The sequence below is a fragment of the Escherichia sp. E14V7 genome (assembly GCF_004212225.1).
Taxonomy (GTDB): Bacteria; Pseudomonadota; Gammaproteobacteria; order Enterobacterales; family Enterobacteriaceae; genus Escherichia.
On sequence record NZ_RHJJ01000006.1, the window covers coordinates 161,118 to 176,825 of the forward strand.

A 15,708-nucleotide genomic window follows, 5' to 3' on the forward strand; every position below is an offset into this window, starting at 1 on the left:
ATTTGTACTACCCTGTACGATTACTGTTCGCTTTCATCAGTATAGCGTTTTGCTTTGTAAGCCGGATGCATCAGGTTCTGTACGGAGAAAATATCGTCTAGTTCTGCTTCAGTCAACAGACCGCGCTCCAGAACGACTTCACGTACACTCTTACCGGTTTCGGCACAGATTTTACCCACGATGTCACCGTTGTGGTGGCCGATGAATGGGTTCAGGTAAGTGACGATACCGATAGAGTTGTAAACGTAACCTTCGCACACTTCTTTGTTAGCAGTGATGCCGTTAACGCATTTTTCCAGCAGGTTGTAGCAAGCGTTGGTCAGAATGTGAACGGATTCAAACATGGCCTGGCCAATGACCGGCTCCATAACGTTCAGCTGCAGCTGACCCGCTTCTGCTGCCATGGTAACAGTGATGTCGTTACCGATGACTTTGAAGCAAACCTGGTTAACCACTTCCGGAACAACTGGGTTTACTTTAGCTGGCATGATGGAAGAGCCCGCCTGCAGTTCCGGCAGGTTGATCTCGTTCAGGCCGGCACGTGGGCCAGAAGAGAGCAAGCGCAGGTCGTTACAGATTTTGGACATCTTCACAGCCATGCGTTTCAGCGCGCCATGCACCATAACGTAAGCGCCGCAGTCAGAGGTCGCTTCGATCAGGTCTTCAGCAGGTACGCATGGGAAGCCAGTGACTTCAGCCAGTTTTTTCACTGCCAGCGGAGAGTACTCTTTCGGCGTGTTCAGGCCAGTACCGATTGCAGTTGCGCCGAGGTTAACTTCCAGCAGCAGTTCAGCGGTACGTTCGATGTTTTTCACTTCTTCTTTCAGCAGGATGCTGAAAGCGCGGAATTCCTGACCGAGGGTCATCGGTACTGCGTCCTGCAGCTGGGTACGACCCATTTTCAGGATGTCCTGGAATTCGACAGCTTTACGTTCAAAGCCTTCACGCAGTTGGTTAATAGCATCTACCAGTTTAATCAGAGAAGAGTAAACTGCGATGCGGAAACCGGTCGGGTAGGCGTCGTTAGTGGACTGGCATTTGTTAACGTGGTCGTTCGGGTTCAGGTACTGATATTCACCTTTCTGGTGACCCATCAGTTCCAGACCGATATTGGCCAGCACTTCGTTGGTGTTCATGTTTACGGAAGTACCTGCGCCGCCCTGGTAGACGTCTACCGGGAACTGATCCATGCATTTTCCGTTGTTCAGGACTTCATCACATGCGGCAATGATTGCATTCGCTACACTTTTAGGAATGGTTTGCAGCTCTTTGTTTGCCATAGCTGCGGCTTTTTTAACCATTACCATACCGCGAACAAATTCAGGAATATCGCTGATTTTGTTATTGCTGATATAGAAGTTTTCAATCGCTCTCAGAGTGTGAACACCATAGTAGGCATCAGCTGGAACTTCCCTGGTACCCAACAGATCTTCTTCGATACGAATGTTGTTTGACATGTGAACCTTCTTTTTCAAGCTGCCAATGATTTGCTGTAAACACACAGAATATATGTGGTTTCGAATGTTTTTCGACCGACGATTATCCCCTGCATCGGCCGAATACCTGGGATCATATGCTGCTTGAGGATTTCTACCGTAATCTGGATCACTTTAAGTGTCGGTTTTTACCCCTTAATTATTAATTTGTGAAATAGATCACCGCTTTGGGATTACTACCAAAAATAGTTGCGCAAACATCTTGAAATTTTGCTAATGACCACAATATAAGCTGAACGCGATTCGCAACCCATTCAGGCGACCGAATTTAACTGGTTGCTATTACAGGAGAAACCTTTGCGCTGGTTACCTTTTATTGCCGTTTTCCTTTATGTCTATATTGAGATTTCAATCTTTATTCAGGTTGCTCATGTCCTGGGGGTATTGCTGACCCTCGTGCTGGTTATATTCACCTCAGTTATTGGTATGTCACTGGTACGTAATCAGGGCTTTAAGAATTTTGTGCTGATGCAACAAAAAATGGCGGCGGGAGAAAACCCCGCGGCGGAAATGATTAAAAGTGTTTCGTTGATCATTGCCGGTTTGCTGCTTTTATTACCGGGCTTTTTTACCGATTTCCTCGGTCTTCTTCTTTTATTACCGCCAGTGCAAAAGCATCTGACAGTGAAGCTGATGCCGCATTTGCGCTTTTCCCGTATGCCGGGCGGCGGATTTAGCGCCGGGACTGGTGGCGGTAATACTTTTGATGGTGAGTATCAGCGTAAGGATGATGACCGCGACCGCCTTGATCATAAAGACGATCGCCAGGATTAATGACGAAACGCCGGATTATGTGGTTATGCCATTTTCCGGCGTTTTTCGTTTTGGCAGAAATAGCCATAACCCCGCCAGCATGATCAGGGCATATAAACTTTTCCAGCCGACCATCGCCAGTAACAGAACACATAACAGCCCGCCAATTACCGCCAGTAGTCGATAACGTCCTTGCAATAATTTACAGCCTGCCAGCATGCATAACAGGTAAATCATAATAAAGATGCCATTGGCATAGATGATAAGTGCGTCCAGATTGATCTCTAACATATGGATCGCCAACGTGCTCACCACGCAACAGCCGAGCACGGCATTAAGGGCATTAGTCGGGATATGGCGAGAAGAGAGGCGTGCCAGGTAGTGGTCAGGATTGTGTTGCGCCTGCGACCAGACTAATCGGGCGAAGCTCTGTATATAAATGTTGAGACTGGCAAAGCAGGCCAGATAGCCAATCACGCAGGCAACCCACAATGCTCCTACACCGAACAGCTGCACCACAATTTTTGGAAGCGATGCTGCCGCCGCCATTTTTTCACCATAGGCGTCGAAGCGTAATACCACCACCGTACAACCCCAATAGACTAATCCTGCCAGCAACAGACCAATCATCAGAGCGCGGGGAAAATCACGCTCTGGATTTTTAAATTCCGAGGCGAGATGGGCAAATGCCTCCAGACCGACAAAGCACCAGAACATCACCGATAACGCAGCAAACAACCCGGAAAGCTCGATATTACCAGGTGCCGGGAAGGGGATATTCGCAGGTTTGATATTGCCCGCCCACCAGATAGCGACAATCAGCGCGACGATAAGCCCGGCAATAACCGTTTGTAGATTAGCACTGGAACTGGCACCGCGAGTGCCGATGTACCACACCAGCGCCAGCGTACCAAGTTCTGCCAACAACAGTTGCCAACTATGCCAGCCAAACATTGCCTGGCCAAAGCCGGCGGCAATTTGTAGTGCAGCGGGCAGGCCCACGGGAATGACCGATAAAAATAGCCAGCCAGTGACTCGCTCAAGCCGCGAGCCAAACGCTATGCCAACGAAGTGCGCGACGCCGCCCGCACTGGGATAGTGGCGTCCCAGCAGCGCAAAGACGATTGCAATCGGGAACACCAAGATAATCAAAACGGGCCAGGCCCACAGGCTGGTATTGCCCGCTAGCAGGGCGGCTAATGCGGGAACGGCAAACACACCCGTGCCTAATAATGAGGTTGATAACAGGCCGATCCCCTGGGCTAATCCCAGTTCTTGTTTGAGTCCACTCATGGGTTAATGTCCAATTGTGCCCAAATTTTGGGCAACTGCGCAGGATTTCGATGGTAGCACAATCAGATTCGCGTATGGCGGCGATGGAGAAATTGCGATGAAATGTGATGTGAATCAGGATTTTTACCCGATTTTGTACTGATCAGAATTTTTTTTCATTTGCCCCCTTGAAGGGGGAGAAGCCCATCCCCATTTCACTGGTCACCAGCCGGGAAACCACGTAAGGTCCGGCGTCACCCATAACAGATACGGACTTTCTCAAAGGAGAGTTATCAATGAATATTCGTCCATTGCATGATCGCGTGATCGTCAAGCGTAAAGAAGTTGAAACTAAATCTGCTGGCGGCATCGTTCTGACCGGCTCTGCAGCGGCTAAATCTACCCGTGGCGAAGTGCTGGCTGTTGGCAATGGCCGCATCCTTGAAAATGGTGAAGTGAAGCCGCTGGACGTGAAAGTTGGCGACATCGTAATTTTCAATGATGGCTACGGTGTGAAGTCTGAGAAGATCGACAATGAAGAAGTGTTGATCATGTCCGAAAGCGACATTCTGGCAATTGTTGAAGCGTAATCCGCGCACGACACTGAACATACGAATTTAAGGAATAAAGATAATGGCAGCTAAAGACGTAAAATTCGGTAACGACGCTCGTGTGAAAATGCTGCGCGGCGTAAACGTACTGGCAGATGCAGTGAAAGTTACCCTCGGTCCGAAAGGCCGTAACGTAGTTCTGGATAAATCTTTCGGTGCACCGACCATCACCAAAGATGGTGTCTCCGTTGCTCGTGAAATCGAACTGGAAGACAAGTTCGAAAACATGGGTGCGCAGATGGTGAAAGAAGTTGCCTCTAAAGCGAACGACACAGCAGGCGACGGTACCACCACCGCAACCGTACTGGCTCAGGCTATCATTACTGAAGGTCTGAAAGCTGTTGCCGCGGGCATGAACCCGATGGACCTGAAACGTGGTATCGACAAAGCCGTTACTGCTGCAGTTGAAGAACTGAAAGCGCTGTCCGTACCGTGCTCCGACTCTAAAGCGATTGCTCAGGTTGGTACTATCTCCGCTAACTCCGACGAAACTGTAGGTAAACTGATCGCTGAAGCGATGGACAAAGTCGGTAAAGAAGGCGTTATCACCGTTGAAGACGGTACTGGTCTGCAGGACGAACTGGACGTGGTTGAAGGTATGCAGTTCGACCGTGGCTACCTGTCTCCTTACTTCATCAACAAGCCGGAAACTGGCGCAGTAGAACTGGAAAGCCCGTTCATCCTGCTGGCTGACAAGAAAATCTCCAACATCCGCGAAATGCTGCCGGTTCTGGAAGCCGTTGCAAAAGCAGGCAAACCGCTGCTGATCATCGCTGAAGATGTTGAAGGCGAAGCGCTGGCAACTCTGGTTGTTAACACCATGCGTGGCATTGTGAAAGTCGCTGCGGTTAAAGCTCCGGGCTTCGGCGATCGCCGTAAAGCTATGCTGCAGGATATCGCAACCCTGACTGGCGGTACCGTAATCTCTGAAGAGATTGGTATGGAGCTGGAAAAAGCAACCCTGGAAGACCTGGGTCAGGCTAAACGTGTTGTGATCAACAAAGACACCACCACCATCATCGATGGCGTGGGTGAAGAAGCGGCAATTCAGGGCCGTGTTGCTCAGATCCGTCAGCAGATTGAAGAAGCAACTTCTGACTACGACCGTGAAAAACTGCAGGAGCGCGTAGCGAAACTGGCAGGCGGCGTTGCAGTTATCAAAGTTGGTGCTGCTACCGAAGTTGAAATGAAAGAGAAAAAAGCACGCGTTGAAGACGCCCTGCACGCGACCCGTGCTGCGGTAGAAGAAGGCGTGGTTGCTGGTGGTGGTGTTGCGCTGATCCGCGTAGCGTCTAAACTGGCTGACCTGCGTGGTCAGAACGAAGAGCAGAACGTGGGTATCAAAGTTGCACTGCGTGCAATGGAAGCTCCGCTGCGTCAGATCGTACTGAACTGCGGTGAAGAACCGTCTGTTGTTGCTAACACCGTTAAAGCTGGCGACGGCAACTACGGCTACAACGCAGCAACCGAAGAATACGGCAACATGATCGACATGGGTATCCTGGATCCAACCAAAGTAACTCGTTCTGCTCTGCAGTACGCAGCTTCTGTGGCTGGCCTGATGATCACCACCGAGTGCATGGTTACCGACCTGCCGAAAAACGATGCAGCTGACTTAGGTGCTGCTGGCGGTATGGGCGGCATGGGTGGCATGGGCGGCATGATGTAATTGCCCTGCACCTCGCAGAAATAAAGAAACCCCCGGGCAGAAATGTCTGGGGGTTTTTCTTTTGGTCATCTTTCTAGTATAAGATTCAGACACGGACGACGCGAGTTGCGTCCAGCTCATTGATTATGGGGAATAACATGCACGTAAAATACTTAGCAGGGATTGTCGGTGCCGCGCTACTGATGGCGGGTTGTAGCTCCAGCAACGAATTGAGCGCTGCCGGACAGAGCGTTCGCATCGTGGACGAGCAACCAGGCGCAGAGTGCCAGCTGATTGGTACTGCTACCGGTAAGCAAAGTAACTGGCTTTCCGGGCAACACGGTGAAGAGGGCGGTTCTATGCGCGGTGCGGCAAACGATCTGCGCAACCAGGCGGCAGCAATGGGTGGTAACGTGATTTATGGTATCAGCAGCCCGTCGCAGGGCATGTTGTCCAGCTTTGTCCCGACTGACAGCCAGATTATCGGTCAGGTATATAAGTGCCCGAACTGATGGGATTCAGAGGCTGGGTGACAAACGTATAATTGCCTGATGCGCTTCGCTTATCAGGCCTACATCAGGCATTGCAACTGATTGAATACTTGAGAATTTGTAGGCCGGATAAGGCGTTTACGCCGCATCCGGTATGATCAACGATCACGTTATCAGCCATTTCAGGCTGGATGGCTCCAGCCTCGCATTAGCAAAGATGGGATTATTTCGCCTGTGGTGCTGTTTTGCTGATGGATTGAACGCGTAGGTGATGCAGTGCGCGTAGGCATTGATCCTGGGTCAGTGGTTGGGCGTTATTGGCTGCCATAGTACGAACGTAGACCTGACACGGCACACCCGCGAGTTTTTTCAGTCGAGGACTGAAATCAAGCATCCGGCGTGTAATAGCCTCAACTTCTTTACCCGCAGTCGCTTCACGCGTTTTCACTACTGCACCGCTAAATTGCTCTTTGCCACTTTCATCTTTAAAGCGATAAAGTACGGCCAGATAATGACTAAACAGATTATGTTTCCATTCCGGCTGAGAATAGGTGTCGTATTCCAGATTGCCATTGTCCTGGCAGTCGACGTCATATAACGGCAGAAAATCTAATAGCGATGTAATACGTAATGCTAGCTCACGCATTTCAGCATTATTAATTGCATGAATGATTGCCCGCGCCAGCATTTCAATTTGCAGCTCATTGACCACTAATTCGCATTTGCTGCCATCATGGAGCGTTAATGCGAAATTAAGATTTTCGTCCTGGTTATCGGTAAGTTCCAGCGTGTTAACCCGGCGATTAATATCGGCATTTTTGAGCTCATCAACCAGAATTTCCGGGATGTTTTCTGCCATTTTCTTAATGGCTTTATCGCGAGCTTGCTCATACTGAAGGCGTGCATCAGCATCCAGTTTATGCTTTTGATGCAGACGACTTTCCAGCGCAATCAACAGATCTCGCAGTTCCATGACAGACATAAAGAACAACGATTCTTTATTGCGAGGCTCTTTAATTTTCAGCGCCAGTGCAATGAAATTATTACTCTTGCGAATAACACCGGTATTAACACCCTTGATGCTTATGGCCATGTAGGTTCTCCCTAACCATTTCTCAATTAAATAATTAATTTTAATTTATAAGCCAGATAAATGGGCTTGGTAGTAATAGTTGTTAAAATAACATAAATAGCCGTGCTCACTCTATATAAACAGAAAAGAAAGGTTAATTATTGGTGTTGGCTATATAAAGAGTAAAAATAGCAATGTATATGAATAATTAAAGGTTATGCAACGGGCAAAGATTAAACTTCCCTGTAAAATGACAGGTCGCTGTACTGCGTTTGTTGCTCTTACCGGATGCGGCGTAAACGCCTTATCCGGCCTACAGTTCATTGAAAATTCATTCAATTTCAATGCACGATGTAGGCCTGATAAGCGTAGCGCATCAGGCAATTTTAATGTTTAACTTCCCTGTTTAATCAGTTACTGCTGGCGTAGCTGGAGATCCAGCGGCGTTTTGCTGGGTTCGCCACCAATCTCGCGCGCCAGTTTTGGCACCAGATATCCCGATACTAACGTCAGCAACTCACGCATAATCTGCCGCGCTTCATCATCGCTCACCATGAAATGTGCCGCGCCCTGCACTTTATCGAGCACATGCAGGTAATAGGGTATCACACCGGCGTCAAACAATGCATTACTCAGATTTGCCAGCGTTTGCGCGTTATCGTTCACGCCACGTAACAGAACGCTTTGGTTAAGCAGGGTGACGCCGACATGGCGCAATTTAGCCATCGCCTGACGGAACGTTTCATCTACCTCATTGGCATGGTTGATGTGATTCACCAGCAAGATTTGCAGCGTAGAACGAGCAAAGCGTTCAACCAGCGCCTCGGTGATGCGTGCCGGGATCACAATCGGCAGACGGCTGTGAATCCGCAGACGTTTGATATGTGGGATGGCTTCCAGTTGCGTTAATAACCAGTCCAGTTCGTGATCTTTCGCCATCAGCGGATCGCCGCCTGAGAAAATAATCTCGTCCAGTTCCGGATGCGCAGCAACATACTCAAGTGCCGTCTTCCAGTTTCGCTTGTTGCCCTGATTTTCGGCATACGGGAAGTGGCGACGGAAGCAATAGCGGCAATTTACCGCGCAGCCGCCTTTGACCAGCAATAGCGCCCGGTTGTGGTATTTATGCAACAAACCAGGCACTACGCTGTGCTGTTCTTCCAACGGGTCGGTGGAGAATCCGGGCGCGACGACAAACTCATCTTGCGAGGTAAGTACCTGACGCAAAAGTGGATCGTCTGGATTGCCTTTCTCCATGCGATCGATAAATGAGCGGGGCACGCGCAGGGCAAACAGCTTTTTGGCGCTGCGTCCGGCCAACAGTTTTTCGTCCGCGTCTATATTCAAAAGACGCAGAAGTTCATCAGGATCGGTCACAACATCGGCAAGTTGCGCTAACCAATCTTCTCTGGATGGGGTATTTAGGGTTACAATATGCGCCATTTTGTGGCTTAGCTACCAATTAATAAATTTCAGAGGGCCTTATGGCAACGTACTATAGCAACGATTTTCGTGCTGGTCTTAAAATCATGTTAGATGGCGAACCTTACGCGGTTGAAGCCAGTGAATTCGTGAAACCGGGTAAAGGTCAGGCATTCGCTCGCGTTAAACTGCGCCGTCTACTGACTGGCACTCGCGTAGAAAAAACCTTCAAATCTACCGATTCCGCTGAAGGCGCTGATGTTGTCGATATGAACCTGACTTACCTGTACAACGACGGTGAGTTCTGGCACTTCATGAACAACGAAACTTTCGAGCAGCTGTCTGCTGATGCAAAAGCAATTGGCGACAATGCTAAATGGCTGCTGGATCAGGCAGAGTGCATCGTAACTCTGTGGAATGGTCAGCCGATCTCCGTTACTCCGCCGAACTTCGTTGAACTGGAAATCGTTGATACCGATCCGGGTCTGAAAGGTGATACCGCAGGTACTGGCGGCAAACCGGCTACCCTGTCTACTGGCGCTGTGGTTAAAGTTCCGCTGTTCGTACAGATCGGCGAAGTCATCAAAGTGGATACCCGCTCTGGTGAATACGTATCTCGCGTGAAGTAATGCGGTTGTGGTGCGGCCTGTGGGCTGCACCATCACTTTTTCAGGTCAGAGATGATGAAACGCCTTATCCTTCTTGTTTTGCTTGCCAGTGCGCTGCTCACGGGCTGTAACACCGCACGCGGTTTTGGTGAAGACATTAAACATCTCGGTAATTCCATCTCCCGCGCAGCCAGCTAATTTTTCTTCTCTTCGTAAAAATCGTCAGATTTCCGTCATTTTCGGTGGTGTTGTCTATTATTAATTTGCTATAGGCAAACACAAATAACATTACCTAAAAGGAAGACGTTATGGTGAAGAAGACAATTGCAGCGATCTTTTCTGTTCTGGTGCTTTCAACAGTATTGACTGCCTGCAACACCACGCGTGGCGTTGGTGAAGATATCTCCGACGGCGGTAACGCGATTTCTGGCGCAGCGACGAAAGCGCAGCAATAAGCAATAACGGTACGGCAGGTTTGTCGTGCCGTTTATTTTTTCAGCGATAGTCACTAAGGTAATAGTTGAAATTCCCCTGCCACCAGGCAAAATATCCGTTCAATCATCAGCTTTGCAGGACGACCTGCAAACGCTTCTTTTCACCGGGGACGGCCCCATTTCTCCGGAGTTTTATATGTCCTGGATTATCTTATTTATTGCTGGGTTGCTGGAAGTCGTCTGGGCTGTTGGCCTGAAATATACCCACGGCTTTAGTCGTTTGACGCCAAGTGTTATTACCGTGACGGCGATGATTGTCAGTATGGCGCTGCTCGCCTGGGCGATGAAGTCATTACCTGTAGGGACGGCTTATGCTGTCTGGACGGGGATTGGCGCAGTCGGCGCGGCTATCACCGGCATTGTGCTGCTCGGCGAGTCCGCTAACCCGATGCGCCTGGCAAGTCTGGCGTTAATTGTGGTGGGAATTATTGGTCTGAAACTCAGCACTCACTAACTACCGGGCTGCTGTATCCAAATAAACTTACTAACATCAAACCCTTCCCGGGTTGCGACTGCCAGCATCTCCTGTTTAACTTCGTCAGAAATGGTTGGCGTGCGAGAGAGTATCCACAGGTAGTCGCGGTCCGGGCCGCAAACCAGCGCGTGGCGGTACTCCCGGTCGAGCGCGATGACATTATAACCGCCGTAGAATGGCCCAAAGAACGACACTTTCAGGGCTGCGCGACGCGGATCTCCAGTAAAGTAGGCTTTTCCTTCACTCTGCTGCCACATCTCTCTGTCCGGGTTATAGCCTTTATTAATGACATTCAGGCCGCCGTCATCCCGCAGGCTATACGTCGCGGTCACTTTCTCCAGTCCGCGTTCAAAGCGGTGATCAAAACGGGCAATCTCATACCATGTACCCAAATAGCGTTTGGTATCGAAATTATTTACCACGGTCACGCCACGCGGTGGTGTGGGAGAACTACAGGCAACCACCAGAAATGCAGCTGTCGCTGCGGCAACGAGAGGGAGCAGGCGCATAAATGTTTCCTTACTGGTTTTTTCTAAGTGTAGATGACAGCAAGGAAATGCGAAGAAAAGGTCCGAAAATTCGGACCCGATGAAATTTTACTGTAGAGCGTTGAGAATCTGCCAGGCGGCGGTAACTCTCGCTGGATTGGGATAATTTTTGTTAGCCAGCATCACAATACCCAGCTCTTTTTCTGGGATAAACGCGACATAGCTACCAAATCCGCCGGTCGCACCTGTTTTATGCACCCATGATGACCGCACAGCAGGAGCAGGGGGCGTAATCGCTTTTACTGGGCTTGTCGCCAGCGCAATTTTACTGTCGCTGCCATTGATGATGCTGTCAGGATTTACCGGCCAGTCCAGCATTTCCCAGCCCAGGCCCTGATACATATCGCCGGTTTGCCAGTAGCGAGATTGCGCCAGTTGTATCCCTTGCTGAAGTGTTTTGTCGTTGATATCACGGGGATTCATATTGCTTCGTACCCAGCAGGCCATATCTTCAATCGTCGATTTTACACCGTAAGCTTCAGCATCCAGCGCCCCTGGCGAAACATGCACTGCCTTACCTTCGCGATATCCCCAGGCGTAGTTCTTTTCTTCTGCGGGCGGCACATTAATCCACGTATGGTTGAGTTTGAGTGGCTGGAAAACACGATTTTGCATCGCCTGTTCAAAGCTCAAACCAGACGGCTTCACAGCCAGTGCGCCGAACAAACCGATACTGGAGTTTGCATACAGACGTTGTGTTCCTGGCGCCCATGCAGGCTGCCAGTTTTGATAGAAGCGCAGCAAGTCGCTTGAGGATTTCACCTCATCCGGCACCTGTAACGGCAGGCCGCCAGCGGTGTAGGTTGCGAGATGTAATAGTGTGATCCCATTCCACTGTTTAGCGGTAAGTTCAGGCCAGTATTTTGTGACGGAATCGTTTAGATTGATTTCCCCTCGAGCAATAGCGTCGCCACCAAGCACGCCCGTAAATGTTTTACTGACCGAGCCTAACTCAAACAACGTTTGCTGCGTGACGGGCCGCTTTTTTGCCACATCCGCGTAGCCCCAGGTAAAGTAATAAGGCTTACCCTGATAAATCACTGCAACGGCCATGCCGGGGATGTTTTGTTGCTCAACAAGTGGGGTAATAGTGTGATGCACAATATCGTTGATTTGTTGTTCGCTGTGGGGCGCGGCAAGAGTGGAGCAAGAGACGGTAATCAGTAAGGCGCAAAGCGTCGTTTTGAGCATAAGGTCTGGTTTCCATACAAAACGGCCCGCCATAGGCGGGCCGGATTTACATTGGCGATACGTTAGATTGTAACGATACCAATCAGCGTGACAACTGTCAGGATAGCAGCCAGACCGTAGAAAACCCATTTGCCCGCAGGCACGTGAATTTTCAGATCGTGCATCGCGTGGTGCATACGGTGTAAACCACACCACAGCGGCAGGACGATCATCAGGAACAGGAATACGCGACCAATGAAGCTTTGCGCGAACGCCAGAACGCGTTCGTAGCTCAGTGCGTCACCCGGGAACAGACCCAGCGGCAACAGGATGCCAACCAGCAGGATCATTACCGGCGCAATGATCGCACTCCACATGCCACCGGCCCCGAAGAGGCCCCAGAATACCGGTTCGTCAGAACGCTTTGGATTTGGATTAATCATCTCAGGCTCCTTACCAGTACAGGGCAACAAACAGGATTACGATGGTGGCAACCACGGTTACCGCCCAGAGACTTTTGATAATTGGCTCTGGTCCCATTTTTTCGTCTTTTACAATGATATTGGCCGCTTTCGGTGCCAGTTCAAACCAGGTTTTGGTGTGCAGCAGGGCTGCCGCCAGAGTGATCAGGTTAATGATCACGATAACCGGGTTTTGTAAAAAGTCGACGAATCCCGCCCAGGTTTCCGGGCCATTTTTCAGGGCAAACAGCCCGAAAATCAGTTCAATGCTGAACCACACAGCCGGAACCGCTGTGCCTTCGCGCAGCATGTAAAAGCGATAAAACGGCAATTTTTTCCACCAGGTGGACGTCATTGGCCGTACATACGGTTTACGTTTAGTCGTCATGTTGCACTCCTTAGCGTGGTTTCAGGGTCGCGATAAGAAAGTCTTTTGAACTTTCTACTTTGCCCTGCTGAATGGCCGCAGCCGGATCGACGTGTTTCGGGCAGACTTCGGAGCAGTAGCCCACGAAAGTACAGCTCCATACGCCGTTCTGGCTGTTTAACTGCGCCATACGCTCCTTCTTACCGTGGTCGCGGCTATCTTCGTTATAACGATGTGCCAGCGTAATGGCAGCCGGACCGATGAACTCTGGGTTCAGGCCGAACTGCGGGCATGCGGCATAGCACAGACCACAGTTGATGCAACCGGAGAACTGGTGATACTTCGCCATCTGCGCCGGGGTCTGGATGTTAGTACCCTGATCCGCGGTGCGGGAGTTGCCGATGATGTACGGTTTGATCGCTTCCAGACTTTCGATGAAGTGAGTCATATCGACCACCAGATCGCGTTCAATCGGGAAGTTAGCTAACGCTTCAACCTTCATGCCGTTGGTGTAGTCACGCAGGAAGGTTTTACATGCCAGTTTCGGCACGTTGTTAACCATCATGCCGCAGGAGCCACAAATCGCCATACGGCAGGACCAGCGGTAGCTCAGGTCCGGCGCAAGGTTGTCTTTGATATAGCCCAGCGCATCCAGCAATGAGGTGGTTTCATCATAAGGCACTTCATAGAATGCGCTATGCGGTGCGGTATCGACTTCCGGGTTATAACGCACCACCTCAATTTTCAGGTTTTTCATCTCAGCCATTCGCCTTCTCCTTCTTATTGGCTGCTTCCGCCTTATCGGCTGCATCCGCTTCGCCACCGTACATGCGTTTGGCCGGCGGCAGCTTAGTAATTTTCACGTCGCTGTACTCCAGGCGAGTAGTGCCATCAGCATCGCGGAAGGCGAGGGTGTGTTTGAGGAAGTTGATGTCGTCACGTTCAGTGCAACCTTCGTCCAGACGCTGGTGCGCGCCGCGGGACTCTTTACGTGCCATTGCAGAGTGCGCCATACATTCGGCAACGTTCAGACCGTGGCCCAACTCAATGGTGTAAAGCAGGTCGGTGTTGAACACGCTGGACGTGTCGGTGATGCGAACGCGCTTGAAGCGTTCCTGCAGTTCCGCCAGCTTGTCGATGGTTTTCTGCATCAGTTCCGGCGTACGGTAGATACCGCAGCCTTCTTCCATGGCCAGGCCCATTTCGTCGCGGATCTTCGCCCAGTTTTCGCCGCCGTCCTGGTTAACCAGATCTTTCAGACGCTGTTCAACGCCAGCAACCTGGGCATTGATCGCGGCATCGTTGCCATTACCGGCAGTAGATGCGCGCTCCATTGCTTGCTCACCGGCCAGACGACCAAAGACCACCAGTTCCGCCAGGGAGTTAGAGCCCAGACGGTTTGCGCCGTGCAGACCTACAGAGGAACATTCGCCCACGGCGAACAGGCCCTTAATGCGGGTTTCGCAGTTCTGATCGGTTTCGATACCACCCATGGTGTAGTGCGCGGTCGGACGTACCGGAATCGGTTCTTTAACCGGATCGACGCCAACATAAGCTTTCGCCAGTTCACAGATGAACGGCAGACGTTCGTGCAGTTTTTTCTCGCCCAGGTGACGCAGGTCGAGGTAAACCACATCGCCACGCGGCGTGGAGATGGTGTTGCCTTTACGCCATTCGTGCCAGAAGGCCTGAGAAACTTTGTCGCGTGGACCCAGTTCCATGTATTTGTTTTTCGGCTCGCCCAGCGGAGTTTCTGGACCCATGCCGTAGTCTTGCAGATAACGGTAGCCATTTTTGTTGACCAGAATACCGCCTTCGCCACGGCAACCTTCGGTCATCAGGATACCGGAACCCGGTAGGCCAGTCGGGTGATACTGAACGAACTCCATATCACGCAGCGGAACACCGTGGCTCAGCGCCATACCCATACCGTCGCCAGTAACGATGCCGCCGTTGGTGTTGTAACGATAAACACGGCCAGCGCCGCCGGTTGCCATCACCACTGCGTTAGCACGGATCTGAACCAGCGTACCTTCCATCATGTTCATTGCCACCAGGCCGCGAACATGACCATCATCAACCAGAATATCCAGCACGAAATGTTCGTCAAAACGCTGGATCTGCGGGAATTGCAGAGAGGTCTGGAACAGAGTGTGAAGCATATGGAAGCCGGTCTTATCGGCGGCGAACCAGGTACGCTCGATTTTCATGCCGCCGAAGCGACGTACGTTCACGCTACCATCCGGGCGACGGCTCCATGGGCATCCCCACAGTTCCAGTTGGGTCATTTCGGTTGGGCAGTGGTGGACGAAATAATCCACAACATCCTGCTCACATAACCAGTCGCCACCCGCTACTGTATCGTTAAAGTGATAATCGAAGCTGTCATGATCCTGCGCGACAGCGGCGGAGCCACCTTCTGCAGCAACGGTATGGCTGCGCATTGGGTATACTTTTGAGATTAGTGCGATTTTTGCATTCGGATTTGCCTGCGCGGCAGCAATTGCAGCACGTAATCCCGCGCCACCGGCACCTACAATGGCAAGATCGGCTTGAAAGGTTTGCACGACATTCCTCCAGATTGTTTTTATCCCACATCCACGTACTTCAGGGTAAGTGCCTGAAAGTTACGGTCTGCGAACGCTATTCCACTGCTCCTTTATAGGTACAACAGTATAGTCTTATGGATAAGTCTGAAATTTGACGAGATCGATTTTTTTAGTGCGCAAGGGGGCTAAATTATCACTGAAGATGATTAATTTAATTACTAAACCATCAGATTGTGGTTTTTTTAGTCACCCCCCCTTGCTGAATGATTCC

The 15,708-nt window shown here is 50.6% G+C and carries 18 protein-coding genes; 8 read left to right on the forward strand and 10 right to left on the reverse strand.

Going from position 1 to position 15,708, the window contains the following annotated elements:
• Nucleotides 1-20 precede the first annotated feature (20 nt).
• Nucleotides 21-1,457: an aspartate ammonia-lyase gene (gene aspA / locus D9741_RS07695; protein ID WP_130205949.1), complete on the reverse strand. Its 1,437-nt coding sequence runs from the start codon at nucleotides 1,455-1,457 to the stop codon at nucleotides 21-23.
• A 336-nt stretch (nucleotides 1,458-1,793) separates the two neighbouring features.
• Here aspA and D9741_RS07700 point away from each other — a divergent pair, with 336 nt between their 5' ends.
• Nucleotides 1,794-2,270, forward strand: a complete 477-nt coding sequence (locus tag D9741_RS07700) for an FxsA family protein (protein WP_130216751.1) — start codon at nucleotides 1,794-1,796, stop codon at nucleotides 2,268-2,270.
• 15 nt (nucleotides 2,271-2,285) lie between these two features.
• Here D9741_RS07700 and yjeH read toward each other — a convergent pair whose 3' ends face one another.
• A complete protein-coding gene (yjeH, locus tag D9741_RS07705; protein ID WP_130216749.1) occupies nucleotides 2,286-3,542 on the reverse strand; it encodes an L-methionine/branched-chain amino acid transporter in 1,257 nt (418 codons plus the stop codon).
• Between the two features lie 275 nt (nucleotides 3,543-3,817).
• On the opposite strand from yjeH, the gene D9741_RS07710 reads away from it, so the two are divergent.
• From D9741_RS07710 to D9741_RS07720, 3 genes are all read left to right on the forward strand, one after another.
• Nucleotides 3,818-4,111: a co-chaperone GroES gene (locus D9741_RS07710; RefSeq protein ID WP_001026276.1), complete on the forward strand. Its 294-nt coding sequence runs from the start codon at nucleotides 3,818-3,820 to the stop codon at nucleotides 4,109-4,111.
• A 43-nt stretch (nucleotides 4,112-4,154) separates the two neighbouring features.
• Nucleotides 4,155-5,801: a chaperonin GroEL gene (groL, locus tag D9741_RS07715; protein ID WP_000729132.1), complete on the forward strand. Its 1,647-nt coding sequence runs from the start codon at nucleotides 4,155-4,157 to the stop codon at nucleotides 5,799-5,801.
• 137 nt (nucleotides 5,802-5,938) lie between these two features.
• Nucleotides 5,939-6,292 carry a DUF4156 domain-containing protein gene (locus D9741_RS07720; protein WP_000558209.1) on the forward strand — a complete coding sequence of 118 codons (354 nt, stop codon included), beginning with the start codon at nucleotides 5,939-5,941 and terminating at the stop codon, nucleotides 6,290-6,292.
• Nucleotides 6,293-6,494: 202 nt separating this feature from the next.
• On the opposite strand, the gene D9741_RS07725 is transcribed toward D9741_RS07720, so the two are convergent.
• Nucleotides 6,495-7,364 carry a YjeJ family protein gene (locus tag D9741_RS07725; RefSeq protein WP_130216747.1) on the reverse strand — a complete coding sequence of 290 codons (870 nt, stop codon included), beginning with the start codon at nucleotides 7,362-7,364 and terminating at the stop codon, nucleotides 6,495-6,497.
• Between the two features lie 393 nt (nucleotides 7,365-7,757).
• Complete coding sequence (gene epmB / locus D9741_RS07730) at nucleotides 7,758-8,786, reverse strand: EF-P beta-lysylation protein EpmB (protein WP_130216745.1); 1,029 nt, start codon at nucleotides 8,784-8,786, stop codon at nucleotides 7,758-7,760.
• Between the two features lie 41 nt (nucleotides 8,787-8,827).
• Here epmB and efp point away from each other — a divergent pair, with 41 nt between their 5' ends.
• The 4 genes from efp to sugE all read left to right on the forward strand — a co-directional run bounded on the left by efp (nucleotide 8,828) and on the right by sugE (nucleotide 10,321).
• Entirely contained in the window at nucleotides 8,828-9,394 is a 567-nt protein-coding gene (gene efp / locus D9741_RS07735; protein ID WP_000257278.1) for an elongation factor P, read from the forward strand.
• A gap of 51 nt (nucleotides 9,395-9,445) precedes the next feature.
• Nucleotides 9,446-9,571, forward strand: a complete 126-nt coding sequence (gene ecnA / locus D9741_RS07740) for a lipoprotein antitoxin entericidin A (RefSeq protein ID WP_064525758.1) — start codon at nucleotides 9,446-9,448, stop codon at nucleotides 9,569-9,571.
• 110 nt (nucleotides 9,572-9,681) lie between these two features.
• Entirely contained in the window at nucleotides 9,682-9,828 is a 147-nt protein-coding gene (gene ecnB, locus D9741_RS07745) for a lipoprotein toxin entericidin B (protein ID WP_000239596.1), read from the forward strand.
• A 175-nt stretch (nucleotides 9,829-10,003) separates the two neighbouring features.
• Nucleotides 10,004-10,321 (forward strand): quaternary ammonium compound efflux SMR transporter SugE, encoded by a 318-nt coding sequence (sugE, locus tag D9741_RS07750; RefSeq protein ID WP_130205961.1) that lies wholly within the window; start codon nucleotides 10,004-10,006, stop codon nucleotides 10,319-10,321.
• Here the strand turns inward: sugE and blc are convergent.
• The 6 genes from blc to frdA all read right to left on the reverse strand — a co-directional run bounded on the left by blc (nucleotide 10,318) and on the right by frdA (nucleotide 15,455).
• Complete coding sequence (gene blc / locus D9741_RS07755; protein WP_130216743.1) at nucleotides 10,318-10,851, reverse strand: lipocalin Blc; 534 nt, start codon at nucleotides 10,849-10,851, stop codon at nucleotides 10,318-10,320. The genes sugE and blc overlap by 4 nt on opposite strands.
• Nucleotides 10,852-10,938: 87 nt before the next feature.
• Nucleotides 10,939-12,081, reverse strand: a complete 1,143-nt coding sequence (locus D9741_RS07760) for a BlaEC family class C beta-lactamase (RefSeq protein ID WP_130216741.1) — start codon at nucleotides 12,079-12,081, stop codon at nucleotides 10,939-10,941.
• A gap of 62 nt (nucleotides 12,082-12,143) precedes the next feature.
• On the reverse strand, nucleotides 12,144-12,503 hold the full coding sequence (gene frdD / locus D9741_RS07765; protein WP_001299198.1) for a fumarate reductase subunit FrdD: 360 nt from the start codon (nucleotides 12,501-12,503) through the stop codon (nucleotides 12,144-12,146).
• 10 nt (nucleotides 12,504-12,513) lie between these two features.
• Nucleotides 12,514-12,909: a fumarate reductase subunit FrdC gene (gene frdC / locus D9741_RS07770; RefSeq protein WP_001568431.1), complete on the reverse strand. Its 396-nt coding sequence runs from the start codon at nucleotides 12,907-12,909 to the stop codon at nucleotides 12,514-12,516.
• Nucleotides 12,910-12,919: 10 nt separating this feature from the next.
• Nucleotides 12,920-13,654, reverse strand: a complete 735-nt coding sequence (gene frdB, locus D9741_RS07775) for a fumarate reductase iron-sulfur protein (RefSeq protein WP_064525766.1) — start codon at nucleotides 13,652-13,654, stop codon at nucleotides 12,920-12,922.
• Nucleotides 13,647-15,455, reverse strand: a complete 1,809-nt coding sequence (gene frdA, locus D9741_RS07780; RefSeq protein WP_130205969.1) for a fumarate reductase (quinol) flavoprotein subunit — start codon at nucleotides 15,453-15,455, stop codon at nucleotides 13,647-13,649. The genes frdB and frdA overlap by 8 nt, the downstream gene beginning before the upstream one ends.
• Between the last annotated feature and the right edge of the window lie 253 nt (nucleotides 15,456-15,708).